22 protein-coding genes are annotated in these 25,326 nt (G+C 73.1%); 10 read left to right on the top strand and 12 right to left on the bottom strand.

Annotation, left to right across the window (positions count from 1 at the left end; translation table 11 throughout):
• The first annotated feature begins 139 nt into the window (after positions 1-139).
• The 4 genes from groL to EEW87_RS09585 all read left to right on the top strand — a co-directional run bounded on the left by groL (position 140) and on the right by EEW87_RS09585 (position 7,342).
• Entirely contained in the window at positions 140-1,765 is a 1,626-nt protein-coding gene (gene groL / locus EEW87_RS09600; RefSeq protein ID WP_068269732.1) for a chaperonin GroEL, read from the top strand.
• A gap of 237 nt (positions 1,766-2,002) precedes the next feature.
• Positions 2,003-3,922, top strand: coding sequence for a potassium transporter Kup (locus EEW87_RS09595; protein ID WP_123093793.1), 1,920 nt, complete (start codon positions 2,003-2,005; stop codon positions 3,920-3,922).
• A 151-nt stretch (positions 3,923-4,073) separates the two neighbouring features.
• Positions 4,074-4,823 (top strand): ABC transporter ATP-binding protein, encoded by a 750-nt coding sequence (locus EEW87_RS09590; protein ID WP_198150271.1) that lies wholly within the window; start codon positions 4,074-4,076, stop codon positions 4,821-4,823.
• Positions 4,820-7,342, top strand: a complete 2,523-nt coding sequence (locus EEW87_RS09585) for an ABC transporter permease (RefSeq protein WP_123093795.1) — start codon at positions 4,820-4,822, stop codon at positions 7,340-7,342. Before EEW87_RS09590 ends, EEW87_RS09585 begins: the two co-directional genes overlap by 4 nt.
• A 70-nt stretch (positions 7,343-7,412) precedes the next feature.
• Here the strand turns inward: EEW87_RS09585 and EEW87_RS09580 are convergent, their stop codons facing one another.
• The 5 genes from EEW87_RS09580 to EEW87_RS09560 all read right to left on the bottom strand — a co-directional run bounded on the left by EEW87_RS09580 (position 7,413) and on the right by EEW87_RS09560 (position 13,853).
• A complete protein-coding gene (locus EEW87_RS09580; RefSeq protein WP_068269721.1) occupies positions 7,413-7,709 on the bottom strand; it encodes a WXG100 family type VII secretion target in 297 nt (98 codons plus the stop codon).
• Positions 7,710-7,756: 47 nt separating this feature from the next.
• Complete coding sequence (locus EEW87_RS09575) at positions 7,757-9,811, bottom strand: DUF2339 domain-containing protein (protein WP_163562417.1); 2,055 nt, start codon at positions 9,809-9,811, stop codon at positions 7,757-7,759.
• A gap of 255 nt (positions 9,812-10,066) precedes the next feature.
• Positions 10,067-11,362 carry a S1C family serine protease gene (locus EEW87_RS09570; RefSeq protein ID WP_123093721.1) on the bottom strand — a complete coding sequence of 432 codons (1,296 nt, stop codon included), beginning with the start codon at positions 11,360-11,362 and terminating at the stop codon, positions 10,067-10,069.
• A 245-nt stretch (positions 11,363-11,607) separates the two neighbouring features.
• Positions 11,608-13,128 (bottom strand): sensor histidine kinase, encoded by a 1,521-nt coding sequence (locus EEW87_RS09565; protein WP_123093720.1) that lies wholly within the window; start codon positions 13,126-13,128, stop codon positions 11,608-11,610.
• Positions 13,128-13,853, bottom strand: a complete 726-nt coding sequence (locus EEW87_RS09560; RefSeq protein WP_123093719.1) for a response regulator transcription factor — start codon at positions 13,851-13,853, stop codon at positions 13,128-13,130. Before EEW87_RS09560 ends, EEW87_RS09565 begins: the two co-directional genes overlap by 1 nt.
• 133 nt (positions 13,854-13,986) lie before the next feature.
• On the opposite strand from EEW87_RS09560, the gene EEW87_RS09555 reads away from it, so the two are divergent.
• Positions 13,987-14,151 carry a hypothetical protein gene (locus tag EEW87_RS09555; RefSeq protein WP_157089943.1) on the top strand — a complete coding sequence of 55 codons (165 nt, stop codon included), beginning with the start codon at positions 13,987-13,989 and terminating at the stop codon, positions 14,149-14,151.
• Between the two features lie 320 nt (positions 14,152-14,471).
• The gene (locus EEW87_RS09550; RefSeq protein ID WP_148041642.1) at positions 14,472-14,897 is read left to right on the top strand and encodes a hypothetical protein; all 426 of its coding nucleotides are present in this window, start codon (positions 14,472-14,474) and stop codon (positions 14,895-14,897) included.
• 63 nt (positions 14,898-14,960) lie between these two features.
• Here the strand turns inward: EEW87_RS09550 and EEW87_RS09545 are convergent, their stop codons facing one another.
• The 4 genes from EEW87_RS09545 to EEW87_RS09530 all read right to left on the bottom strand — a co-directional run bounded on the left by EEW87_RS09545 (position 14,961) and on the right by EEW87_RS09530 (position 18,015).
• Entirely contained in the window at positions 14,961-15,182 is a 222-nt protein-coding gene (locus EEW87_RS09545; RefSeq protein WP_068269701.1) for a hypothetical protein, read from the bottom strand.
• 48 nt (positions 15,183-15,230) lie between these two features.
• A complete protein-coding gene (locus EEW87_RS09540) occupies positions 15,231-16,874 on the bottom strand; it encodes a DNA repair helicase XPB (RefSeq protein ID WP_123093717.1) in 1,644 nt (547 codons plus the stop codon).
• Between the two features lie 51 nt (positions 16,875-16,925).
• Entirely contained in the window at positions 16,926-17,414 is a 489-nt protein-coding gene (locus EEW87_RS16815) for a hypothetical protein (protein WP_201467742.1), read from the bottom strand.
• Between the two features lie 103 nt (positions 17,415-17,517).
• The gene (locus EEW87_RS09530) at positions 17,518-18,015 is read right to left on the bottom strand and encodes an O-acetyl-ADP-ribose deacetylase (RefSeq protein ID WP_123093716.1); all 498 of its coding nucleotides are present in this window, start codon (positions 18,013-18,015) and stop codon (positions 17,518-17,520) included.
• 33 nt (positions 18,016-18,048) lie between these two features.
• Between EEW87_RS09530 and EEW87_RS09525 the strand changes: the two genes are divergently transcribed.
• Complete coding sequence (locus EEW87_RS09525) at positions 18,049-18,987, top strand: hydroxymethylglutaryl-CoA lyase (RefSeq protein WP_229299946.1); 939 nt, start codon at positions 18,049-18,051, stop codon at positions 18,985-18,987.
• Positions 18,988-19,074: 87 nt separating this feature from the next.
• On the opposite strand, the gene EEW87_RS09520 is transcribed toward EEW87_RS09525, so the two are convergent.
• Positions 19,075-21,297, bottom strand: coding sequence for a helicase-associated domain-containing protein (locus EEW87_RS09520; protein WP_123093714.1), 2,223 nt, complete (start codon positions 21,295-21,297; stop codon positions 19,075-19,077).
• A gap of 109 nt (positions 21,298-21,406) precedes the next feature.
• Here EEW87_RS09520 and EEW87_RS09515 point away from each other — a divergent pair, with 109 nt between their 5' ends.
• Positions 21,407-22,315: an aldose 1-epimerase family protein gene (locus EEW87_RS09515; RefSeq protein WP_123093713.1), complete on the top strand. Its 909-nt coding sequence runs from the start codon at positions 21,407-21,409 to the stop codon at positions 22,313-22,315.
• 3 nt (positions 22,316-22,318) lie between these two features.
• Here the strand turns inward: EEW87_RS09515 and EEW87_RS09510 are convergent, their stop codons facing one another.
• Positions 22,319-23,653: an MFS transporter gene (locus EEW87_RS09510; protein WP_240341577.1), complete on the bottom strand. Its 1,335-nt coding sequence runs from the start codon at positions 23,651-23,653 to the stop codon at positions 22,319-22,321.
• Positions 23,654-23,859: 206 nt separating this feature from the next.
• On the opposite strand from EEW87_RS09510, the gene EEW87_RS17155 reads away from it, so the two are divergent.
• Both EEW87_RS17155 and EEW87_RS09500 read left to right on the top strand, forming a co-directional pair.
• Positions 23,860-24,255, top strand: a complete 396-nt coding sequence (locus tag EEW87_RS17155; protein WP_068269679.1) for a cold-shock protein — start codon at positions 23,860-23,862, stop codon at positions 24,253-24,255.
• The gene (locus tag EEW87_RS09500; protein WP_123093712.1) at positions 24,255-25,007 is read left to right on the top strand and encodes a DUF3027 domain-containing protein; all 753 of its coding nucleotides are present in this window, start codon (positions 24,255-24,257) and stop codon (positions 25,005-25,007) included. Before EEW87_RS17155 ends, EEW87_RS09500 begins: the two co-directional genes overlap by 1 nt.
• A 16-nt stretch (positions 25,008-25,023) precedes the next feature.
• Here the strand turns inward: EEW87_RS09500 and EEW87_RS09495 are convergent, their stop codons facing one another.
• Positions 25,024-25,317, bottom strand: a complete 294-nt coding sequence (locus EEW87_RS09495) for a DUF2530 domain-containing protein (RefSeq protein ID WP_083968158.1) — start codon at positions 25,315-25,317, stop codon at positions 25,024-25,026.
• Positions 25,318-25,326 lie beyond the last annotated feature (9 nt).

The following is a 25,326-nucleotide window of genomic DNA, read 5'->3' as shown; positions in this document are numbered from 1 at the left end:
CTCTCCTCGTGAGAGTGACAGAACCGACCGGTGCAGGTGAGGTCCTCGACGTCGCGGCGACGTGAGCCGTGCGAAGGGGGCCGTCCGTCGCGGGCACCTCCCGGTCACCACCAACCAACTCGTGTGGAGGACCACCCGAATGGCAAAGCTCATCGCCTTCGACGAAGAGGCCCGCCGCGGTCTCGAGCGGGGTATGAACACCCTCGCCGACGCCGTCAAGGTCACCCTCGGCCCCAAGGGCCGCAACGTCGTCCTCGAGAAGAAGTGGGGCGCCCCCACGATCACCAACGACGGCGTCTCGATCGCCAAGGAGATCGAGCTCGACGACCCGTACGAGAAGATCGGCGCCGAGCTCGTCAAGGAGGTCGCGAAGAAGACCGACGACGTCGCCGGTGACGGCACGACGACGGCCACCGTCCTCGCCCAGGCGCTCGTGCGCGAGGGTCTGCGCAACGTCGCCGCCGGGGCCAACCCGATGGCCCTCAAGCGCGGCATCGAGAAGGCCACCTCGGCCGTCTCGGACCAGCTCCTGTCGATGGCCAAGGACATCGAGACCAAGGAGCAGATCGCGGCCACGGCCTCGATCTCCGCCGCCGACCCCGAGATCGGGTCCAAGATCGCCGAGGCGATGGACAAGGTCGGCAAGGAAGGCGTCATCACCGTCGAGGAGAGCAACACCTTCGGTCTCGAGCTCGAGCTCACCGAGGGCATGCGCTTCGACAAGGGCTACATCTCGGGCTACTTCGTCACCGACACCGAGCGCATGGAGACCGTGCTCGAGGACCCCTACGTCCTCATCGCCAACTCCAAGATCGGCTCGATCAAGGACCTCCTGCCGCTCCTGGAGAAGGTCATGCAGTCCGGCAAGCCGCTGCTCATCATCGCCGAGGACGTCGAGGGCGAAGCCCTGTCGACGCTCGTCGTCAACAAGATCCGCGGCACCTTCAAGTCCGTCGCCGTCAAGGCCCCGGGCTTCGGCGACCGCCGCAAGGCCATGCTCGCCGACATCGCCATCCTCACCGGTGGCCAGGTCATCTCCGAGGAGGTCGGCCTCAAGCTCGACACCGCCGAGCTCGACCTGCTCGGCCGTGCGCGGAAGGTCGTCGTCACCAAGGACGAGACGACGATCGTCGAGGGTGCGGGCGACCAGGACCAGATCGCCGGTCGCGTCAACCAGATCAAGGCCGAGATCGAGAACTCCGACTCGGACTACGACCGCGAGAAGCTCCAGGAGCGCCTCGCCAAGCTCGCCGGCGGCGTCGCCGTCATCAAGGCGGGCGCGGCCACCGAGGTCGAGCTCAAGGAGCGCAAGCACCGCATCGAGGACGCCGTGCGCAACGCCAAGGCTGCCGTCGAGGAGGGGATCGTCGCCGGTGGTGGCGTCGCCCTGCTCCAGGCGACCGAGGCCGCCTTCGCGGGTCTGTCCCTCGAGGGTGACGAGGCCACCGGCGCGAACATCGTGCGCGTCGCCGCCTCCGCCCCGCTCAAGCAGATCGCGGTCAACGCCGGTCTCGAGGGCGGCGTCGTCTCCGAGAAGGTCGCCAACCTGCCCTCCGGTCACGGCCTCAACGCCGCGACCGGCGAGTACGTCGACCTCATCGCCGCGGGCATCATCGACCCGGCCAAGGTGACCCGCAGCGCGCTGCAGAACGCCGCCTCCATCGCGGCGCTCTTCCTCACCACCGAGGCCGTCGTCGCCGACAAGCCCGAGAAGGCCGCCCCGGCGATGCCGGGTGGCGACGAGATGGGTGGGATGGGCTTCTGAGGAAGGCGTAGCCGAGGTTGGCGGCGAGGAACGAGCTGCCGGCTGAGGCGGAGTCGACGAAGAAGACCCGAGGGCTGGGCTTCTGATCGAGCCCCCCTCGCTGGTCGAGGTGCGACGAGCTCTGCGAGGAGCCTCGAGACCACCGACACCGCTGCACCACCGCTGACGACGGGGTGGACCTCCCAGATCTGGGGGGTCCACCCCTTCGTCGTCCCGGCAGGCGTACTGTCCTCCTCCGTGACCTCAGCACCTGGTGCCGTCGAGCGCGACGGCAGCACACATCATGGGGGCGCCGCCGGGCTCGTCCTGGCCGCCCTCGGCGTCGTCTTCGGCGACATCGGCACGAGCCCCCTGTACGCCCTGCGCACCGTCTTCGCCCTCGACGGGGGCATCGTCGGCGCCTCGCAGGAGGACGTCTTCGGCGTCGTGTCGATGATCTTCTGGTCGGTGACGCTCGTCGTCTCGATCAAGTACATCGGCTTCATCCTGCGGGCCGACAACGACGGAGAGGGCGGCATCATGTCGCTCGCCCACCTCACCCGCCGCAGCGTGCGCCCCGGGGGTCGCCGCTTCGCCCTGGCGATGATCCTCGGCGTCTTCGGCGGCTCGCTCTTCTTCGGCGACAGCCTCATCACCCCGGCGATCTCGGTGCTCTCGGCCGTCGAGGGCCTGCGCGTCGCCGCACCGGCCCTGTCGGACTACATCGTGCCCATCGCCGCGGTGATCGTCGTCGTCGTCTTCAGCGTCCAGCGCTTCGGCACCCACAGCGTCGGGCGCTTCTTCGGCCCGGTCATGGTCGTGTGGTTCCTCACCCTCGGCGGGCTCGGGCTGTGGCACGTCGTCCAGGACCCCGAGGTCCTCCTCGCGCTCTCGCCCCACCACGCGGCCCTCTTCGTCCTCGACCGCCCCTTCGTCGCCTTCGTCGCGATGGGCGCGGTCGTCCTCGCGATCACCGGTGCCGAGGCCCTCTACGCCGACATGGGGCACTTCGGGCGGCCCCCGATCGCTCGTGCGTGGTTCCTCCTCGTCTTCCCGTGCCTCACCCTCAACTACCTCGGGCAGGCCCAGCTGGTCATGCAGGACAGCCACGAGACGGCCAACCCCTTCTTCCACCTCGCGCCGGGCTGGGCCCAGCTGCCGCTCGTCGTTCTCGCGACGCTGGCGACCATCATCGCCAGCCAGGCGGTGATCTCCGGGGCCTTCTCCGTCGCCCGCCAGGCCGAGCGGCTCGGCTTCTTCCCCCGCCTCACCGTGCGCCAGACGAGCGAGAGCTCGGGCGGGCAGATCTACGTGCCGTCGGTGAACTGGCTGCTCTTCGCCGGCGTCATGATCCTCATGGTGACCTTCCGCGACTCCGAGCGCCTCGCGACGGCGTACGGCGTCGCCGTCACCCTCGACCTGCTGCTCACGACCTCTCTCTTCAGCGTCTACGCCGTCGCGGCGCTGCGCTGGTCGACCCCGAAGGTCGTCCTCTTCGCCGGGGTCTTCGGCACCGTCGAGCTGCTCTTCTTCAGCGCCAACATCGCCAAGGTCCTGCACGGCGGGTGGCTGCCGCTGCTCGTCGCGTGCACCCTCGCGACGGTGATGACGACGTGGGGTCGCGGCCGCGAGCTCGTCACCACCCGCCGCGAGAAGCTCGAGATGCCGCTGAGCACCTTCCTCGACGAGGTCGCGACGAGCACGAAGATCCTGCGCGTGCCCGGCACGGCTGTCTTCCTCCACCCCAACGCCGAGACGACCCCGCTCGCGCTGCGCGAGAACCTCCAGCACAACCACGTCCTGCACGACGAGGTCGTCATCGTCACGACGCAGTCGCTCAACGTCCCCTTCGTCCCCGACTCCGAGCGGGTCGTCGTCGACGACCTCGGCAACCCCTACGACCACGTGAGCCACGTCCTGCTGCGCTACGGCTTCAGCCAGGAGCCCGACATCCCCGCCGGGCTGGCGATCGCGCGGGACGAGGGCCTCGACATCGACCTCGACGGCACGACGTACTTCCTCTCGCGGATCACCGTGCACCAGAGCCAGCGGCCCGGGATGCACCCGTGGCGCAAGCGTCTCTTCATCGCGCTCGCGCACAACGCCGCCGACCCCACCGACTACTTCAACCTGCCGCTCGGCCGCACGATCACCATGGGGGCTCAGGTCAAGCTCTAGGAGCGGGCGAAGGGGGATCCCCCCGTCGTCGCTCGGCTCGCCCCCGGGTCGACCCACCGGGACGCCCCCGGGCGGTGCGTGACAGATGACATGGTCGGTGCCGCAGGGGTGCCCCCTAGGCTCGTCAGGGCCACCGAGGAGGGGACCACCCATGACGACCGATGTCGCCGCGAGCACGACCGAGCTGACGAAGACCTACGGCCGGGGAGACGCCACCGTCGTCGCCCTCGACCGCGTGAGCATCGAGGTGACCGCGGGGCAGTTCACCGCGATCATGGGCCCGTCCGGCTCGGGCAAGTCCACCCTCATGCACTGCCTCGCCGGGCTGGACTCGGTGACGTCGGGGCAGGTGCGGATCGGCGACGTCGAGATCACCGGGCTCGGCGACAAGGCCCTCACCCGGCTGCGGCGCGACAGCGTCGGCTTCGTCTTCCAGGCCTTCAACCTCGTGCCGACGCTCTCGGCCCGCGAGAACATCCTGCTGCCGATGACGATCGCCGGGCGCAAGCCCGACCAGGAGTGGTTCGACCACGTCGTGCGCACCGTCGGGCTCGAGGACCGTCTCGGCCACCGCCCCTCCGAGCTGTCCGGCGGTCAGCAGCAGCGCGTCGCGTGCGCGCGTGCGCTCGTCAGCCGGCCGCAGATCATCTTCGCCGACGAGCCGACCGGCAACCTCGACTCGACGAGCTCGGCCGAGGTCCTCGCCTTCCTGCGTCGCAGCGTCGACGACTTCGGGCAGACCATCGTCATGGTCACCCACGACCCCGTCGCCGCGAGCCACACCGACCGGGTGCTCATCCTCAGCGACGGCCGGGTCGTCGACGAGGTGTGGCAGCCGACGCGGGAGTCGGTGCTCGACGCGATGATGGCGCTGTCGGCGCGCACGGGGACCCAGGGATGATCCGCGCGGCCCTGACGTCGCTGCTCGCGCGCAAGCTGCGGCTGCTCCTCTCGGCCGTCGCCGTCGTCCTCGGCGTCGGCTTCGTCGCGGGCTCGCTGATCTTCACCGACACCCTCGGCCGGGCCTTCGAGGGCATCACCGAGGGCACCGTCGGCGACGTCGTCGTCGCCGCGTCCGACTCCGGCGAGGGATTCTCCACCGCGACGATCAGCGCGGCCGAGGTGGCCCGCTTCGAGGACCTCGACGGGGTTGCCCGCGTCGACGGCAACGTCGAGGCCTTCGGCGTCTTCGTCGTGGGCGAGAACGGCAACGTCGTCGGCGGGCAGGGGGCACCGGCGCTCGCCTTCAACCACAACGACGCGCCGAACCAGCTGGGTCGGCAGGTCGTCACCTACGACCAGGGCCGCCCGCCGGAGCGCGAGGGCGAGGTCGCCATCGACGCGCAGACCGCCGAGCGCGCGGGGCTGAGCCTCGGCGACGACGTCGAGATGGTCACCGCCGGTCAGTACCCGCAGATCGACGCCAGGCTCGTCGGCATCCTCGAGTTCGGCGAAGGGGGAGTCGTCGGCGCCTCGATCTCGGTCTTCGACACCAAGAGCGCCCAGAAGTACTTCCTCGACGGCCAGGACGTCTACAGCTCGGTGTGGCTGACGACGACCGACGACGCCGCTCCCGCCGACGTCGCGAAGGAGGCCGCCGCGATCACCCCGAAGGGGTACACCGCCGAGACCGGCGCCGCCGTCGCCGAGCGGACGGCGACGCAGGTGCAGGAGGCGCTGGGCTTCATCACGACCTTCCTGCTCGTCTTCGCCGGCATCGCCCTGCTCGTCGGCTCCTTCATCATCGTCAACACCTTCTCGATCCTCGTCGCCCAGCGCGGGCGCGAGCTGGCCCTGCTCCGCGCGATCGGGGCGAGCCGGGGCCAGATCACCCGCTCGGTGATGATCGAGGCGCTCGTCGTGGGCCTCGTCGGGTCCACCGTCGGCCTCGTCGTCGGCGTGCTCCTCGCCCTGGGCATCCAGGGGCTCTTCTCGCTCCTCGGCCTCGACCTCAGCGGGTCCGGGCTGATCTTCGCGCCGCGCACGGTCGTCGCGGCCTACGCCGTCGGCGTCCTCGTGACGGTCCTCGCCGCCTACGTCCCGGCCCGCCGGGCGGGCTCGGTCGCGCCCGTCGAGGCGATGCGCGAGCAGACGAGCGAGTCGACCCGCACGCGACCCGTGCGTCTGGCCCTCGAGGTCGCGGTGCTCGTGCTCGGTGTCGCCGCCTTCCTCGCCGGGCTCTTCGTCGTCGACACGGACGAGCTCGTCTGGGTGGGTCTGGGCACGGTCGGGATGCTCCTCGGCCTGGCCTTCCTCTCCCCGCTCGTCGGGCGCCCGCTCATCCGCGCGCTCGGCTGGGTCTACCGCCGGGTCTTCGGCCCGATCGGGCACATGGCGGAGCAGAACGCCATCCGCAACCCCGGCCGCACCGCGGCGACGGCCTCGGCCCTGATGATCGGGATGACCCTCGTCGCGCTCATGGGCGTGCTCGCCTCGAGCACGAAGGCCACGGTCGACCAGCAGATCGCCGACAGCTTCCGTGCCGACTACGTGCTCTCCAACGCCGTCAACCAGCCCTTCTCGCACACCCTCACCACCGAGGCGGCGGAGGTGCCGGGCGTCGCCGAGGTCTCGCCGGTGCGCTACGCGCCGCTCGAGGTCGACGGGGAGCGGCGCTTCGTCCAGGCCGTCGACCCGGCCACCGTCGAGCGCATCCAGACCATCGACATCCAGCGCGGCGACGCGGACCTGTCGGGCTCGACCGTGCTGATCTCGGCGACCCGGGCCGGAGACCTGCAGCCCGGCGACCCCGTGACGGTCAGGCTCGGCGGGCAGTCCCGCGAGCTCACGGTGTCGGGCATCTACGCCAACCCGGGCAGCCAGCCCGACGTCCTCGTCAGCCTCGACACCCTCTCCGCCCTCGGGGCGCCCGAGGCGGACAGCTCGACCTTCGTCTTCCTCGAGGACGGGGCCGACCGGGCGCAGGTCGTCAGCGGTCTCGAGCAGATCATCTCGGGCCAGCCCCTCGTCTCGCTCAAGGACCAGGCCGACTACGCCGCGGAGCAGCGGGCGAGCATCGACCAGGTGCTCTTCCTCATCTACGGCCTGCTCGCCATGGCGATCGTCATCGCGGTCTTCGGGATCATCAACACGCTGAGCCTGTCGGTGCTCGAGCGCACCCGCGAGATCGGCCTGCTGCGCGCCGTCGGGCTCTCGCGCGGCCAGCTGCGCCGCATGGTGCGCCTCGAGTCGGTCGCCATCGCCCTGCTCGGCGCGATCCTCGGGATCGTGCTCGGCGTCGTCGCCGGGGTCGCGATCCAGCGCTCGCTCGTCGACGACGGCATCACCGAGCTGGCGATCCCGTGGGTGCAGATCGTCGTCTTCCTCGTCCTCGCCGCGATCATCGGCGTCCTCGCCGCCCTGTGGCCCGCGTGGCGCGCCTCGCGGATGGACGTGCTCCGGGCGATCGGCAGCGAGTAGCCGACGACCGGGCGGTCGAGCGCCCGTGAGGCGGCGAAGGGGGACCGGTCCGGTCCCCCTTCGCCCCGGCTCAGCGTCGCCCGAAGGCGGCCTGGACCCCGGCCTCCGCGGCGTCGTAGGCCTCGCCCGCGTCGGCCAGGGCCCGGCCGATCTCCTCGAGGCTCTCCTTGACCTGCCGCTGCGTGGTGCGCCAGTCGGTGACGAGGTCCTGGAAGCGAGAGGACGCGGTGCCCGACCACTCGTCCTGCATCGCGACGAGCGTGCTCATCATCGAGGCGACCGAGCTCTCGACGTCGGCCGAGATCGAGGCGACGGTGCCCGACCCCGCGGCGAGGGTCGCGGTGCTCACGGCGAAGGTGCTGCTCATGGTGGCTCTCCTGTCGGTGTGCTGCGGGGCCGGTGCGACCCCTGCCCTCAGACGGTAGGAGCCGGCGGCCCCTGCGCCGCGGGGTTCTCCACAGCCCCCCGGGCGCGACGCGCCCGCTCCAGCGCGCTGGCGTAGCCGGCACCCATCGCGAGCAGCAGCACCCCGGCGACGATGAAGCTCAGCACGCGCGGCAGGCCGTCGAGCGCGGAGAGGTCGAAGAAGAGGAGCTTGACGACGGCCGTCGCCGCGAGACCGAGACCGGCGAGCACAGAGACGCCGGCGTCCTCGCTGCGGCCGAGGCCGCGCACGAGCAGACCGGCCGCCAGGGCCATCCACACGACGGTCGCCAGGGCGTGCCCGACGAGGAAGCCCGAGGCGGCGGGGTCGTCGCCGAGACCCGCGGCCCGGCCGAGGACGGATCCGCCGAGCACGAGGGGCAGAGGCAGGGCGAGCGCCGCGGCGCACACGGCGACCCGGGAGGCCTCCGGCGAGCCGGGCACGAGGGCGCGCAGGGCCAGGGCGACGAGGGCGAGGAGCACGACGACGCAGACCGCCTCGAGGACGTGCACCGCGTCGACCCGGTCGGCCTGGCTGCGAGAGACGAGCGCCGGCAGGTGCCGGGTCGCGGGGAGCAGGGCGAGCAGGGCGACGGGGAGGGCGACGACGCCGACCGAGGTAGAGCGCAGCCCGGCGGCGGCCGCCACCCAGCCGACGGCGACGACGAGCAGCGCGAGCGGCACGAAGGACTCGCCCGGGCCCCGGGTGGCCAGGAGGAGCAGCGCGAGCGCGGCGACGACGAGGCTCAGCTCGCGCAGCCGGGAGAGGGCCGGCACACCGGCGACGGGGCCGACCCATGCGGCGACGAGGTGGGCCGCGGCGAGCACGAGGAGCACGACGACGGCGACGGGCCGGTCCTCGGTGCCCCCGGCGAGCAGGGCGGGGAGCGCGGCGACGAGCGCGAGGGCGGCCAGCGGGGCGGGCAGGCCCGCTCGGGTGCCGAGACCGCGCACGAGCGGGGCGAGGGTCGTCGCGAGGACGAAGAGCGCGAGGACGAGGGCCATGAGCGTGCCCTCGTGGCCGTCGTCCTGGGCGGCGACGGCGACGACCGCGTAGAGGGTCGTGGGGACGACGCGCGCCACCTCGAGGGCCGGCCAGCTGCGGCCCACCTGCGCCGGGTAGCTGGCGATCGTCAGGGTGAGCAGGAAGGCGCCGACGAGGAGCACCTCGGAGCCGCCGACGACCGGGGCGAGCACCGCGACCCCGACGACGACGAGCACGGCGAGCAGCTGGCTGCGCCAGGCCCGGGCGATGACGAGGCCGCCCGCGGCGAGCAGACCGGCGACGACGAGGCCGAGGGCGGCGGGCACCCAGTCGTAGATCCGCGTGACGGCGAGGACGTCGAGGTAGGCGGCGGCGACACCGGTCGCCGCGAGCCCGAGCGCGCCGACCGGGCTCTCCTGACGACGGCGCACGACCGCCGCGGCCCCGAGGAGAGCCGCCGAGAGGACCGCGCCGGACAGGACGCGGGCGAGCGGGCCGAAGATCCCGGCCTGGATCGCGATCGCGAGCAGGAAGGCGACGCCGATGAGCGTGATGCCGGCGCCGACGACGGCGAGCAGCCGGGCCACGACGCCCTCGCGCTGCCACCAGGGCTCGAGGGGCGCCGGGGCGAAGGGGGAGGCCGGCGGCGCGGGCGGGGCGGTGACCGGGCCGCGAGGGGGCGCGGCGGGCGCGGCTGTTGCGGGCGCGGCTGCGGCGGGCGCGGCTGCGGCGGGCGCCGGCGCGGCCCCTGCGACGGGGGCCCCCACCCGGACGGGCTCGGGGGCCTGCGGCGGCGCGGGGACCGCGCCGGCGGGCGTGGTGCGCGGGGCGGGGGCAGGGCCTGCGGGAGCCGTGGTGACGACCGGTCCGCTCGACGGGACCGGGGCGGCGACGGGGGGCGGGGCGCTCACCCCTTCGGCCCCGGCGTCGCGCTCGAGGGCGACGCGCACGCGGGCGAGGTGGTTGCCGACGCGGTACAGCTGGCTCATCGCCTCGGCGAACTCGTCCTCGAGCGTGCTCAGCTCGTCACGGTAGCCGGAGGTGCGGGGCGGGATGCTCATGCCCCCAGCGTGCCGCCACAACACGCCGGGGGCATGAGTCTGGCTACTCACAGCCTCGACCAGACGCCACACCTGGTCGAGGGGGTAGCACCCCTAGTCAGGAAGCCCGGGACCGGCTGGCCCGTCGGGGAGGAGACGGTGGGATCCGTTGCCGGCACCCGTGCTTCCTGACTCCTAGTGGACACCCGTGGCCTTGGACGACCCTGCTCTCCACCTGGGAAAAGGCTGATCTTCTCGGGCCACGGGGTCCGGGTCTCAGCCCTCGGTGCGCTCGCCGAGGGTCACGTCGACCTGCGTGCTCTTGCCGTCGCGGATGACGGTCAGCTTCACCGTCGAGCCGACCGCCTCCTCGCGCACGTGGGCGACGAGAGATTCGGCGGAGGTCACCGGCGTGTCGCCGACCGCGACGACGAGGTCGCCGACCTCCAGGCCGGCCTTCGCGGCGCCGGAGCCCTGCGAGACCTGCTCGATCCTCGCGCCCGAGCGGGTCGCCGACCCGCTCTTCGCGGTGCCGTCGCTCGGGGTGACGCCGAGGAAGGCGTGCTGGGCGGAGCCGTCCGTGATGAGCTGGTTGGCGATCATCCGGGCCTGGTCTACGGGGATGGCGAAGCCGATGCCGATCGAGCCGGACTGGCCCCCCGAGCTGCTGCCCGTGCTCGCGATCGAGGAGTTGATCCCGACGAGGCGGCCCGACGCGTCGACGAGAGCGCCGCCGCTGTTGCCGGGGTTGATCGCGGCCGAGGTCTGCACGGCGTTGGTGACGACGGTCTCGCCCTGGCTCTGGCCCTGGGCGAAGGGGTCCTGGCTCGAGGAGTCGCTCGTCGAGACCGGGCGGTCGAGGGCGCTGACGACACCTGTGGTGACCGTGCCGGACAGGCCGAGCGGGTTGCCGATCGCCATGACTGGGTCGCCGACGGCGAGGGAGTCGCTCGCCCCGAAGGTGATGGGGGTCAGCTCCTTCGGCGGGTCGGTGATGGTGAGCACGGCGAGGTCGGTCGAGGGGTCCGTGCCGGCGATCGTCGCGGCGTAGGTGTTGCCGTCCGAGAGGGTGACGGTGATCTGCGAGCCCGCGCCCTCCCCGGCACCGGTCGCGACGTGGTTGTTCGTGAGGACGTGCCCCTTGTCGTCCATGACGACGCCGGAGCCCTGGCCCTCGCCCTGCGCGCTCTTGACGGTGATCGACACGACGCTCGGGCCGACGGCCGAGGCGACGGACTGCCAGTCGGGGGCGGACTTCTGCGCGTCGGTCACCGGGACGACGCTGCTCTGCGGCAGCTGCGAGGAGGCCGAGGTCGTCGTGCCCTGGTCGCCGTCGGCCAGGGTCGTCGCGGCGAAGGTGCCGCCGCTGGCCAGGGCCGCGGCGAGCACGGCCACCGCGGAGAGCTCGCCCACGCGGCGCAGCCCGCCGCGTCGGCGCGGCTGCTGGGGCGGGAGGGTGCCGACGGACGCCGGCGGGGGAGGCGGGTAGCCAGCGCCGCTCTGGGGGGTCTGGTGGGCGCCGAAGGGCTGCGTCTCATCAGGACGGGGGAGGGGGGAGGTGTCGTCGTGCATGGTGCTGCTCCTTCGGGTCGTGCGGTCCGCGTCGCGGATGCCTACGACTCCTATGAGACTCCTGCGAGTCGTGACGGCCCTGGTGATGGGCTGTGAGGACTCTGTGCCTCGCGAGCCGGGCGGGCGGGCTACAAGACCCTGCCAGCAGCCCTTCGTCGTACCAGGAGCCTCTCGAGAGGGTCCTGGTACGACGAAAGGCAGCCAGCAGGGTTTCGTAGCTGGTCGCGAGGAGGGCGAAGGGGGAGTCAGGCGGCCAGCGGGAGGGTGACGCGGAAGGTCGCGCCGCCACCGGGGGTCGGGCCGACCGAGACCTCCCCGTGGTGCTGCTCGACGAGTGCGGCGACGATCGCCAGGCCGAGGCCGGATCCCCCCTTCGCCCGCGACCGCGCCTTGTCCGCCCGGAAGAAGCGCTCGAAGACCCGTGCCGCGGTCTCGTCGTCCATGCCGACGCCGTGGTCGCGGACCTCGACGACCGCCCGGCCGTCCGCGGTGCCGACGGCGACCTCGATGGGCACCCCGGAGCCGGCGTGCATGAGGGCGTTGGAGAGCAGGTTGCCGACGACCTGGCGCAGCCCGGCGTCGTCGCCGCGCACGACGACGGGGGAGAGCTCGCCGGTCAGCCCGACGAGGTGGATCGGGCGCTCGGGGTCGCGGGCGCGGGCGTCGTGCGCGGCCTCGGCGCACAGGACGAGCAGGTCGACCTCCGTGTGCTCGAGGGGGCGCTCGTCGTCGAGCCGGGCGAGGGTCAGCAGGTCGTCGACGAGAACGCTCATCCGAGAGGCCTCGCCCTCGATGCGCTGCATCGACGTGTCGAGGGCGACCTCGTCGGCGATGGCGCCCTGGCGGTAGAGCTCGGCGTACCCGCGGACCGTGGCCAGGGGTGTGCGCAGCTCGTGCGAGGCGTCGGCGACGAACTGGCGCATGCGCGTCTCTGAGGCCTCCTGGGCGGAGAAGGAGCCCTCGATGCGACCGAGCATGACGTTGAGCGAGTCCGAGAGCGAGGCGACCTCGTCATGGCTCGTGCGGACCGGGACGCGGCGGCTGAGGTCGCCGGCGGCGATGGCGGCGGCGACGTCCTCGATCTTGCGCAGCGGTCGCAGGGCGCGCTGGGTGGCGAACCAGCCGAGCACGCCGGAGATGATCGACACGACGACGCCGATGACGAAGGTGAGGGAGAGCAGACGGGCGACGGTGTGCTGCTGCCCGCGAAGGGGGATCCCCACGGCGTAGGTCGTGCCCTGCGTGTCGACGGTGCCGGCGATGAAGCGCCACTCCGTCGTGCCGTCCGTCGAGGGCACGGTGAAGGGGCGGCCGGTGACGACCCGCGAGTCGTCGGGGGCGAGGTAGGGCAGCGCGGGCTGGCTCTGCTCCGCCGTCGGGTTGATCGCCTGGCGACGGTCCTCGTCGACGGGCATGTACGCGAAGGCGTAGGCGTTGGGCAGCGTCCGGTCGTCGTCGCTGTAGTAGATGAGCTGCCGGGCCACCGGGTCCTTGACCGAGCGCAGCTGCTGGTCGGTGCTCGCGAGGAGGTCGCGGCGCATGAGGTACGAGGTCGCGAAGCTCGACAGCGTGAGCGCTGCCATGAGGAGCACGAGGAGGATGACGACGAGCCGGTAGGTGAGCGGGATCGACTCGAGCCCGCGCACCACCCGCTCGCGGGTGCACTCGCGGCGCGGGCCGACCGAGGCGGGTCGGCGCGGCGTGGGCTCCTCGTCTCCCGACGACGGGGTGAGGGTGTCCCCCTTCGCCGTGTGACGCAGGATCATCAGGCCTCCGGCGGCATCCGCAGGAGGTAGCCGAAGCCGCGCTTGGTGTGGATGAGCGGGGGCAGGCCCTCGGTGTCGATCTTGCGCCGCAGGTAGGAGATGTAGGACTCGACGATGCCCATCTCGCCGCGGAAGTCGTAGTCCCACACGTGGTCGAGGATCTGCGCCTTCGACAGCACGCGGTTGGGGTTGAGCATGAGGTAGCGCAGCAGCTTGAACTCCGTCGGCGAGACGTCGACGACCTTGCCGGCCCGGCGCACCTCGTGGGCGTCCTCGTCGAGCTCGAGGTCGGCGAAGCGCAGGACCGACTCGGCGTCGCCCTCCTCGAGGGTGCGGCGCAGGATGACGCGGATGCGCGCGACGACCTCCTCGAGGCTGAAGGGCTTCGTCACGTAGTCGTCGCCGCCGACGGTCAGGCCCTTGAGCTTGTCGTCGAGGCTGTCGCGCGCGGTGAGGAAGAGGACGGGCACGTGCTGACCACGGCCGCGCAGCCGGTTGGTCACCTCGAAGCCGTCGAAGTCGGGGAGCATGACGTCGAGGACGACGAGATCGGGCTGCATCGTCGCGGCGAGGTCGAGCGCCGTGCGGCCGTCACCGGCCACCTCGACCTCGAAGCCGTTGAACTTCAGCGAGGTCGCGAGGAGCTCGCGGATGTTCGGCTCGTCCTCGACGACGAGCAGTCGCGCCTCGACCGGCGCCTGGCTTGACGTGGGGCTCGGGACCATGCTCCCAGTGTGGGCGCGGATCCTGGGAGAGGCCTGTGCGCTGGGTGGGTGATCTGCGGGTGCGCCCGGCGCCAGACCTGCGAGGATGAGGTGACTCGCCCGGCCCAGGGGGGCCGGCAGGACGGAGCCAGTCATGTTGTGGATCGCCGGCGGCATCGCCGCAGTCATCGCCGTCATCGCGGTCGCGTACGACCGCACGCACAAGGGGGCGTCGATGCAGTCCGACCCCTCCAACGTCGCCAAGGACGCCGGCACCTCGCTGCGCTACCACAACAACAGCGGCGGCACCTCGCTCTGACGCAGACCTCGACAGCGAAGGGCGAAGGGGGATCCCCCCTTCGCCCTCTCGCGTCACCTGGCCTCGTTCCCCTGCGCGGGGACGGGCCGCGCCCTACCCTCGGGTCTGGGCCGACGACCCACGTCGGCCGAGCGAGGGGATGAGCTGTGGATCTGAAGAAGTGCGCCCTGACGGTCGCGGCCGGTGCGGCCGTCGTAGCCCTGTCGTCGAGCCCGGCTGCGGCCGCCGGGGCCAGACCCGCCGCCTCCGACGCAGCTGCAGCCGCTACCGCGACCTGCTCCGGACGGGGCTTGTACGGGCCGGCCACCATCAACTGGACGATGTCGAGCCGGGCCAGGGACACCGCTCGCGCCGTGATCTACGACGCGAAGACGTGCGACAAGCGAGGTCTGGTGTGGCGCTCCACGCGCGACAAGACCCTGCTGAGCCTCGGCCTGGTCACGCCGTCGCAGGCCTGGGCGACCCCGGACAACCGGTCGGGCTCTCCCTCGTACAAGCGGTACGCCGACACGGTCCGCGCGCTGCAGACCAGGCCGCGCACCTACCGGTGGAACGGCGCGACGTACTCGGTCTGGCCGCGCGTCGCCTACGACAACACCTCGGGCGCGTGGGACGAGGCCGTCCGCTCCGGCCTCATCAGCCGCTCGGACGCTCGGCAGATGCAGAGTTCCTTCGGCTACTACGTCGGCTACCGCGTCTACGTCACCGACGGAGGCCGGCTGGCATACGCGTTCGCGGGCGAGTGAGCCGGAGGCCTTGCTGACGGCGAAGGGGGATCCCCCTTCGCCCTCTCGCGTCACCTGGCCTCGTCAGCGCGGTGCGTCGCCCTCGTCGGGGACGTAGTCGGGGTTGGGGTGCTCGTCGGTCTCGTCGACGGTGGCACCCATGCCGCCGCCCTTGTTGACGTCCGGGGTCTCGGGGACGTTGTCGGCACCGCCGACGGAGGTCTCGGCGTTGAGGGCGCTCGAGCCGGCCTCGGAGACGGTGCCGCCCTCCTGGTCGTCGGGGCGGGAGTCGTCGTGTGTGCTCATGTCCTCAACGTAGTCGCAGATCAGGCGTCTGCGGCCGGGCCGAGAGGGTCAGCGCTCGAGCAGGTCCTCGGCGTCGATGATCCGGTAGGCGTAGCCCTGCTCGGCGAGGAAGCGCTGGCGGTGTGCGGCCATCTCGGCGTCGACGGTGTCCCGGGCGACGACGGTGTAGAAGTGCGCGGTGCGGCCGTCCTCCTTCGGGCGCAGGACGCGGCCGAGCCGCTGGGCCTCCTCCTGGCGTGAGCCGAAGGTGCCGCTGATCTGGATCGCGACGGTCGCCTCGGGCAGGTCGACGGAGAAGTTGGCCACCTTGCTCACGACGAGCAGGCGGGTGCGCCCCTCACGGAAGTCGGCGAAGAGCTGCTGGCGCTCCTTGACCGGGGTCTGGCCCGTGATGAGGTCGCAGCCCAGGCGCTCGACGACCTCGTCGAGCTGGTCGAGGTACTGACCGATGACGAGGGTCGGCTCGTCGGCGTGCCTCGCGACGAGCGCCTCGACGACGTCGAGCTTCGCCGGGGTCGTCGAGGCCATCCGGTAGCGGTCCTCGGGCTCCGAGGTCGCGTAGGCCATCCGCATCGACTCCGACATCGACACCCGCACCTCGACGCAGTCGGCGGGGGCGATGTAGCCCTGCGACTCGATGTCCTTCCACGGCGCGTCGAAGCGCTTGGGGCCGATGAGGCTGAAGACGTCGCCCTCGCGGCCGTCCTCGCGCACGAGCGTCGCCGTGAGACCGAGCCGGCGCCGGGCCTGCAGGTCGGCGGTCATCCGGAAGATGGGGGCGGGCAGCAGGTGCACCTCGTCGTAGACGACGAGGCCCCAGTCGCGGGCGTCGAGCAGCTCGAGGTGGGGGTAGACGCCCTTCCGCTTGAGGGTGAGCACCTGGTAGGTCGCGATGGTGACCGGGCGGATCTCCTTGCGCGCCCCGGAGTACTCGCCGATTTCGTCCTCGGTGAGCGAGGTCCGGGCGATGAGCTCGTCCTTCCACTGCCGGGCCGAGACGGTGTTCGTCACGAGGATGAGGGTCGTCGCGCTCGCCTTGGCCATCGACGCGGCGCCGACGAGCGTCTTGCCCGCCCCGCACGGCAGGACGACGACGCCGGACCCGCCGTCCCAGAAGCCGTCGACCGCCTGCTCCTGGTAGGGCCGCAGCGTCCAGCCGTCCTGCGCGAGCGAGATGGGGTGCGCCTCGCCGTCGACGTACCCGGCCTCGTCCTCGGCCGGCCAGCCGACCTTGAGCAGCTCCTGCTTGAGCGTCCCGCGCTCGGAGGGGTGGACGAGGACGGTGTCCTCGTCGACGCGGTCGCCGAGGAGGGGCTTGATCTTCTTGTGCCGCAGGACCTCGGTGAGCACGGCGCGATCGGTCGTCACGAGGACGAGCTGGCCCTCGTCGTCCTTGCGCAGGGTGAGGCGCCCGTAGCGGTCCATCGTCTCGGCGATGTCGACGAGCAGGCCCTGCGGCACCGGGTAGCGCGAGTGGGTGACGAGCGCGTGGACGACCTGCTCGGCGTCGTGCCCGGCCGCCCGAGCGTTCCACAGCCCGAGCGGGGTGACCCGGTAGGTGTGGATGTGCTCGGGGCTGCGCTCCAGCTCGGCGAAGGGGGCGATGGCGCGTCGCGCCTGCGCCGCCGCCGGGTGGTCGACCTCGAGCAGGAGGGTCTTGTCGGACTGGACGATGAGCGCGCCGTCAGGCATCGAGCCCCGTTCGGGAGGGTGCGGGTGTGGGTGAGGTCCGGCGGCGCCGGCTCAGTAGGTGTCGTAGTCGTAACCGCTGCTGCTGTCCTGGCTGATCGCCCAGGCGAAGAAGGAGGCCACGGCGATGATCGCGAGGACGGACAGGACGGCGAAGACGATCCAGCCGATCTTCGTCAGCCTCGAGGCGGAGGCCGGGTCGGAGGACTGCTTGACCAGACCCATGATGCCGAGGATCAGCGGGGCGATGCCGACGAGCGTGCAGTAGCACGACAGCGTGAGCAGCGCCGACAGGATCGTCAGCACCAGGGCCGAGACGTTGAGGTCGCTGCTGCCCCCGGCGGGCGGCGGGCCGTAGGGATTCGGGGAGTACGGGGTCTGGCCGTACTGCGGCTGCTGGCCGTACTGGGGCTGCTGGCCGTAGCCGGGCTGGCTCGCGCCGTACGGGCTCGGCTGCTGGCCCTGCGGGCCACCCGAGCTCTGGCCCCCGGGCTGCTGCGGGTCCTGGCCGGGCTGCTGCTGCGGGTAGGGGTCCATGCTCACGTGCGAGTCCTCGTCTGGCGTCGTCGGGAGGCGCGTCCCCCCGCTGGGTCGCCAGGGTACGCGGGCACGGCCTGCCCCACGACGGGGAGCGGTCCCCGGCCGCTCAGCGCAGGTGCTGCTCAACGAGCGCGAGCGTCGCGTCGTCGAAGGCCACGAGCGTCACCTCGTCGACGTCGGCGGTCGAGGCCGAGATGGTCTCGACCGCGCAGGCGACGGCGTCCCCCTTCGGCCACCCGTAGATCCCCGCGCTGACGAGCGGGAAGGCGAGCGTCCGCGCGCCGATCTCCTCGGCGACCTCGAGGCTGCGGCGGTAGCAGGACGCGAGGAGGTCGCGGTCGCGCTCGCCCGCCGAGTAGTTCGGTCCGACCGTGTGGATGACCCAGCGGGCGGGCATCTCGCCCGCGGTGGTCCAGCCCGCGTCGCCGGTCGCGAGCCCGTGCGGGAAGCGCTCGACGCAGTCGCGCAGGACTGCCGGCCCCCCCGCGCGGTGGATCGCGCCGTCGACGCCCCCGCCGCCGCGCATCGCGCGGTTCGCGGCGTTGACGACGGCGTCGACGCGGGCCTGGGTGATGTCGCCGCGGACGGCGTGCGGTGTCGGCATGCCCCCATGCTGCACCGGTGGGAGGATGACCGGGTGAGTGCGACGCTGCCCCAGGTGGTCCCCGGAGCCGACCTGCCCGACGCGGTGACGATCTACGAGGTCGGGCCGCGTGACGGGCTGCAGAACGAGTCGACGGTCGTGCCGACCGCGGTCAAGGCCGACTTCGTGCGGCGGCTCGTCGCCGCGGGGCTCGGCACGGTCGAGACGACCTCCTTCGTCAGCCCCCGGTGGGTGCCCCAGCTCGCCGATGCCGAGGACCTGCTCACCGAGCTCGGCGACGAGGGCCTCGGCCACCGCCGGCCGGTCCTCGTGCCCAACGAGCGCGGGCTCGACCGCGCGATGGAGCACGGGGTCGGCGCGATCGCGATCTTCGGCAGCGCGACGGAGACCTTCGCCCAGCGCAACCTCGGGCGCTCGCTCGCCGAGTCGGTGCAGATGTTCGCCCCCGTCGTGCGCCGCGCGCTCGACAGCGACCTGTGGGTGCGGGCCTACGTGTCGATGTGCTTCGGCGACCCGTGGGAGGGCCCGGTACCGGTCACGCAGGTGGCCGACGCGTGCGAGTCCCTCATGGAGCTCGGCGCCCACCAGCTCTCGCTCGGCGACACGATCGGCACCGGTACCACCGGGCACGTCGAGGCGCTGCTCCTCGAGCTCGAGCGTCGCGGCATCGGCGCCGACGTCATCGGCGTGCACTTCCACGACACCTACGGGCAGGCGCTGGCCAACACCCTCACCGCCCTGCGGGCCGGCGTGCGGGTCGTCGACGCCTCCACCGGCGGGCTCGGCGGCTGCCCGTACGCGAGGTCGGCGACGGGCAACCTCGCGACCGAGGACCTCGTGTGGGCCCTCGACGGGCTGGGCATCCGCACCGGGGTCGACCTCGGCGCGCTCGTCGAGACGAGCGTGTGGATGGCCGAGCAGCTCGGTCGTCCGGCGCCCTCGCGGGTCGTCAAGGCGCTCTCCGGGGGCTGAGGGACGGGTCCGCGGCGGCGGTCAGGGGCGGCCAATGTGACCGCGGGGCGGTCAGGTGTGGCCGGGGGCGGCCGGTCTGCGGCCGCGTCAGCCGGCGACGGCGACGCCGGTGATCCGGTGGATCGAGTAGGTCCGCTGCTCGTCCTCGACGCTCCCGCGCACGCGTCCCCCTTCGACCGCCTCGGGCAGCAGGAGCACCCGGCGCACGTCGCCGATCGCGTCGGCGACACCGAGCCACACGTGCACCCGGTCGGCCGCCGCCTCGCGCAGCACACCGGCGACCCCCGCGGGGTCCATCGGGGGCAGCGGGGGCCCGGTCGGGCTGACGAGCGCGCGGGCCTGGGCGGCCTGCTCGCCGCGGCGCATCGCGGCGACGAGCGCCGGCGGGTCGGCCGCCACCGTCACCGGCGGCGGCACCTCACGGGGCGGGCTGACGCGGCGCACCGCGCCCGCCGCCGTGACGACCCCGCCCGAGCTCTCGCGCACGGGTGACGCACCGACCTCGCGCAGGCTCTCGAGCAGGACCGGGGCAGAGGCGGGGGAGACGAGCACCGTCGGGGCGAGCCGGCGCAGCTGGAGGTGCGAGAGGTCGCGCAGGGCGAGCAGGCGGTCGAGGTGCGCCTCGTCGTCGCTGCGCAGGTAGGAGCCGACGCTGCCGGCGCGCAGCTGCCCGTGCCGGCGGGCGACGTCGCGCACGAGGTACTCCAGCCCCTGCGGCAGGGGCGTGCGGCTGATCGCCGCGAGCTCGGCGAGGAGCTGCTCCCCGTCGAGGCCGGCGTCGAGGGCCTGGCGCACCGAGGCGTCGCTGAAGCGGTAGATCGAGGCGCCGCCGCGCGACTCCAGGGTGGCGCTGCGGCGCAGGGTGGTCGCGAGGGACGGGCTCGGCGGACCGGGTACGACGGCGGTGAGATCGGCCTGGACGAGCGCGTGGTCCACCGGCTCGGGCAGGTCGCCCTGGAGGATCTCGACCGCCTGGGGCGAGGCCCCCCGTACGACGGCGGTCGCCGCGGTGCCGATGCGGCCCTGCACGGTGACGCCGAGGCGCTCGGCCTCGATGAGGACCGAGCCGACGACGCCCTCGGCGTCCTGGGGCATGCGGCGGGGACGGCGCTCGCGCAGCGCTGTCGTGACCTCGGCGGCGGGCACGCCCTGCGCGAGCACGTCGAGGACGTCGGCCCGCAGACCGCGGATCGGTGGCCAGACCATGTCGTCGGACAGGGCCCGCGGTGCGCTCTCGCCGATCTGCAGGGTGGTGCGCAGCGAGGTGGTCCACGGCACGACGAGGTCGACCCAGCGCTGGGCGGTGCTCGCCTCGCGCCAGGTCTCGACGAGGGTCGTGAGGCGCCAGGTCGGCTCGGCCCCCTCGTCGTCGGCGAGGAGCCGCGCGCCCAGGGCGAGGTCGAGCAGGAAGCGCAGGTCGTCGGGGTCGAGCTGGGTCTGGCGGGCCAGCGAGCGCAGGTCGACGACGGCCATGCCGCCGGACCGCAGCACGCGGGGCCGGGCCGACTCGAGGTGCTCGAGGACCTCGTCGAGGAGCGCGACGAGGTCGAGGACGACGGCCGCCGTCTGGGTGTCGACATCGGGGGAGGGGCCGCTCTCGGCCGGGGCCGTGAGGTCCGGGCGACGGCGGGTCGTCCCGCCGCGCAGGTGCAGGGCGACCTCGCGAGGGAGGGTGACGCGCAGACGGGCGGTGTCGTCGGCGTCCTCGCGCACCGCCGCGAGGCCGTGCTCGCCGAGCCACCGCGCTGCCGTCGCCGCCTGGCTGTCGCTGCTCACCGTCGCGACGGGCCCGCCGTCGACGAGCCGGTCGAGGACGGTCCGCGCCGCGGGCGGGGCCTCCTCGCGCAACTGGTCGACGTCGTCGGGGTCGACGACGGGCAGGCGCAGATCGGCGGCCCGGGGGCCGAGACCAGCGGGGGCGGGGCCGAGCACGTCGAGGACGGTGCGGGTGGGGGCCAGCCCGTCGGGTGCGCGCCACAGCAGGGCGGCGTCGCGCAGGGCGAGGACCGGCACGGCCAGACCGGGCCCGTCGAGACCGGTGAGCTCGGCCAGTCCCTCGGGCACGGGCTCGGCCACCCCGTCGAGCGCTGCGCGCGGCGAGCCGTCGAGCAGCGCGGCGGCCTCGAGGACGGCGAGGTGGGTGGCGTCGAGGTGGTCGACCGCGCGGGTGGTGCTCGCGACGGTGGCGGCCCGGGCGGCGAGCGCGGTGAGGTCGGCGGGGGCGGGCCGGGTGAGGTCCGGACGTCGCCGGAGGAGCTCAGCCAGCTCCTCCTCGGAGCGGGAGCGGATGTCCTCGGCCAGCGAACGCACCAGTGCACGCTACTCCGGGACCCAGCAGCACCTCGACGCACGAGCAGCACGACGAGAAGCGGCTCGCGCTGCGAGGTGCTGCCTGCAGCACCTCGTCTAGGTTCGGGGGATGGCGCACCCGAGCGGAGAGCAGTGGCAGATCGAGCACGGCGACCTCGTCGCGGTGGTCACCGAGGTCGGCGGCGGGCTGCGGTCGTTGCGCCTGGGCGATCTCGACGTCGTCGCCGGCTACGAGGCCGACGAGATGGCCTCGTCGGGCCGCGGCCAGGTCCTCGTGCCGTGGCCGAACAGGCTGCGCGACGGGCGCTACGAGATGGACGGCACGACCCACGAGCTGCCGATCACCGAGCCGGAGACCGGCAACGCCAGCCACGGCCTCACCCGCTGGGAGGGCTGGCGGCTGCGAGAGCGGCACGACGACGCGGTCGTCGTGAGCCACACGATCCACCCCCGGCCGGGCTGGCCCTTCCACGTCGAGGTCGTCGTCGCCTGGGTGCTCGACGGCTCGGGCCTGACGTGCACGACCCAGGCGACGAACGTCGGTGACACCGTCGCGCCGTGGGGCTACGGCGCTCACCCCTACCTCGCGCTCGCCGGCACGCCCGCCGCGCAGTCGCGCGTGCGTGTGCCCGCCGGCCGGGTCCTCCTCGTCGACGACCGGATGCTCCCGGCCGACCTCGTCGAGGTGGGCGGGACCCCCTTCGACCTGCGTGACGGCGAGCCGCTCGGCGAGCGCGACGTCGACAACGCCTACACCGACCTCGAGCGGGGCGATGACCGCTGCTGGCAGGTCGAGATGGCCACGGACCGGCTCGTCAGCCGGGTGTGGGGCGGGCCGGGCCTGGACTGGGTGCAGGTCTTCACCGGCAAGGCGCGCGACGAAGGGGGAGCCCCCGGGGTCGCCGTCGAGCCGCTGTCGTGCCCGGCGGACGCCTACAACACCGGGGTCGGGCTCGTGCGTCTCGAGCCCGGGCAGACGTGGACCGCCCAGTGGGGTCTCGAGGCGCAGCGGGTCTGAGGCTCAGCCGGCGCGCTGCGTGCGCGGCGAGGTCGAGGGGCTCGCGGCGGGCAGGCCGTTGACCTCGGGGCTGACGATGCGCTCGATGCGCAGCAGCATCCAGGCGCTGACGACGAGGCCGAGGAGCATGCAGCCGATGAAGACGGCGGCCAGGCCACGCCCGAGCAGGACGCCCGCGAGGACCGGTCCGACGATCGCGCCGAGCATGAAGGCCGTCGAGCTCGCGGCGTTCATCCGGCCGCGCAGGTGGTCGGGGGCCGAGTCGTTGACCATCGCCGGGATCGAGGGCTGGAGCATCGTCTCGCCGAGACCGAAGACCGCGCCGTAGGCGACGACGAGCATCGCGGCGGCGAGGGTGCCCGGCAGCAGGCCGGACAGCCCGAGCAGGCCCCACGAGACGGCCCAGATCGCGAGGAGGGTCATCATGACGCGGGTGCGGCGGTGGCCCTCGATGCGGTGGAGGACGACGAACTGCAGCAGGACGATGACCGCGGTGTTGGCGGCGAAGAGCAGGCCGACCGCCTCGGTGCTCACCTGCGAGACGGTCCGGGCGAAGGCGGGGATGCCGGCCTCCATCTGCCCGTAGCCGACGGTGCTCGTCAGCGCGGTGACCGCGAGGATCCAGCCGAAGCCGGGGCGGCGTAGGACGGCGGCGTAGGACCGCGGCTCGGAGGCGTCCGTGTGCGCGGCCCGCCCGTGGACGTGGCGCAGCGGGCCGAGCAGCCACATGACGGGGATGAGGACGAGCACCGCGTCGAGGAGGAAGAGGGCCTCGAAGGTGATCGGCCGGTCGACGTCGACGACCGCGCCGGCGAGCACCCCGCCGAGGCCGATGCCGAGGTTGAGCAGGGCGAAGTTCACGCCGAAGTAGCGCTGGCGCATCCGGCCCGCGACGATCGCGGAGATGAGGGAGTTCGACGCCGACCAGCCGGTGCCGTGCGCGAGCCCGAGGAAGAGGCAGGCGACGAGCGCGATCGGCAGGGTCGAGGAGAAGGCGAGCGCCACGGTCCCGATCGAGGCGAGGACGCTGCCGCTCATGACGACGAGCCGGGCGCCGACCCGGTCGACGAAGGTGCCCGCGATCGGCCCGTAGATGGCGGCGATGACCGCCATGAGACCCATGAGGGTGCCGGACAGCTCGAGGCTGAAGCCGCGGACCTCGTGGAGGTAGATGACGGTGAAGGGCAGGGTCATGCCGCGCCCGAGGTGCTGCAGCGCGACGGTCGAGAGCAGGTAGCGGCCCTCGCGCGGGAGGGCGGCCCAGAAGCCGCGCATCCCGGGGCCGATCTCGTCGGCCGGGACGTCCACCGGGAGGGCGGAGGTCCGATGGGCAGTCACGAGGTGACACTGTGCCCCATCCGCGCACGGCCTGCATCTGGAGGCGCACCGGAGCACCGCCTCGACCAGGCCGGACGCCGGTGGGGCACGGCGAGGTGGGCGCGGGCGTTAGCCTTGAGGGTGGCCCACGGGCCGCACAGACATCGACGGCGACGCGACGCCCACGCGAGCGCGGCCGTGCACACGACAAGACCAAGGGGTTCACCGTGCCGACTGGCAAGGTCAAGTGGTACGACCAGGAGAAGGGCTTCGGCTTCATCTCCGGCGACGACGGCGAGGACGTCTTCCTCCACGCGAACGCCCTCCCGCAGGGCGTGAGCACGCTCGGCGGCGGGACGCGCGTCGAGTTCGGCATCGTCGAGGGGCGCCGCGGCGCCCAGGCGCTCTCCGTCACCGTCCTCGAGCCCGCTCCGAGCGTCGCGGCCAACCGCCGCGAGCGCGACCGCAAGCCGGCCGAGGACATGGAGGTCATCATCGAGGACCTCATCAAGCTGCTCGACGGGGTCGGGGCCGGCCTGCGCCGGGGCCGCTACCCCGAGAAGGGCCAGGGCAAGAAGATTGCCCAGGTCATGCGCCGCGTCGCCGACGACCTCGACGTCTGATGGCGGCGACCAGGACCCGGGCGGTCAAGAGCGACGCCGTCCTCGCGGCCGCGGTGGAGACCGCGCGCGAGGCCGTCGTCGCCGTCGCCGACCCCGGCACCGTCGGCGAGCACGAGTCCTTCGCGATGGACGAGGACCGGCTCGGCACCCACTACTTCACGTGCACCGCGCCGGGCTACCACGGCTGGCGCTGGGCGGTCTCGCTCGCCCGCGTGCCCCGCGCGAAGGTCGCGACGGTGTGCGAGACCCACCTCGTGCCCGGCGCCGAGGCGCTCCTGTCGCCGCAGTGGCTCCCGTGGGCCGAGCGGCTCCAGCCCGGTGACGTCGGCCCCGGTGACGTCACCCCGAAGATCGACGACGACCCCAACCTCGTCGCGGGCTTCGAGGCGACCGGTGACGAGGACGTCGACGAGGTCGGCTTCTTCGAGCTCGGCCTCGGTCGCCCCCGCGTCCTGTCGGCCGAGGGGCGCGAGGCCGCGGCCCAGCGCTGGTACGACGGCGAGCACGGCCCGAGCGCCGCGGTCGCCGTCAAGGCGAGCGAGCACTGCTCGTCGTGCGGCTACTTCGTGCCGATGGCCGGCGCGCTGCGCCCCGTCTTCGGGGTGTGCGCCAACGAGTGGTCGCCGAGCGACGGCTCGGTCGTCAGCCTCGACCACGGGTGCGGTGCGCACTCCGAGGTCGACATGGACGCCCCGGAGCCCGAGCGCGTGTCCGCGCCGGTGCTCGACGAGGAGACGCTCGAAGAGCTCTGAGCCGGTGGGCGCCCGGTCAGCGCTCGCCGACGCGTCGCACGGCGTCCGGCACACGGATCGGCGCGTCCGCGTCGGCGGCGTTGCCGCGCCCGCGGCGCAGGTAGACCCAGCCGAGCGCGCCGACGGCGAGGCCGCTGACGCAGGCCCACGGCCACCAGTCGCGATCGCCCGTGCGCAGGGACGGCACGGCGAGGACGACGACGAGGGCGACGGCCCACAGGATCATGCCCGCGGCGGCGACCCGGTCGGCCCGTACGCGCACGAGGTCCGGGGCGTCGGTGCCCTGCTCGCCCTTCGACCCGCTCGTCACGGGGTCAGC

The organism is Janibacter melonis (assembly GCF_003721155.3).
GTDB classification, from domain to species: domain Bacteria; phylum Actinomycetota; class Actinomycetes; order Actinomycetales; family Dermatophilaceae; genus Marihabitans; species Marihabitans melonis.
Note: the sequence above shows the minus strand (reverse complement) of the source record. Positions and strands in the feature narration are given on the sequence as shown.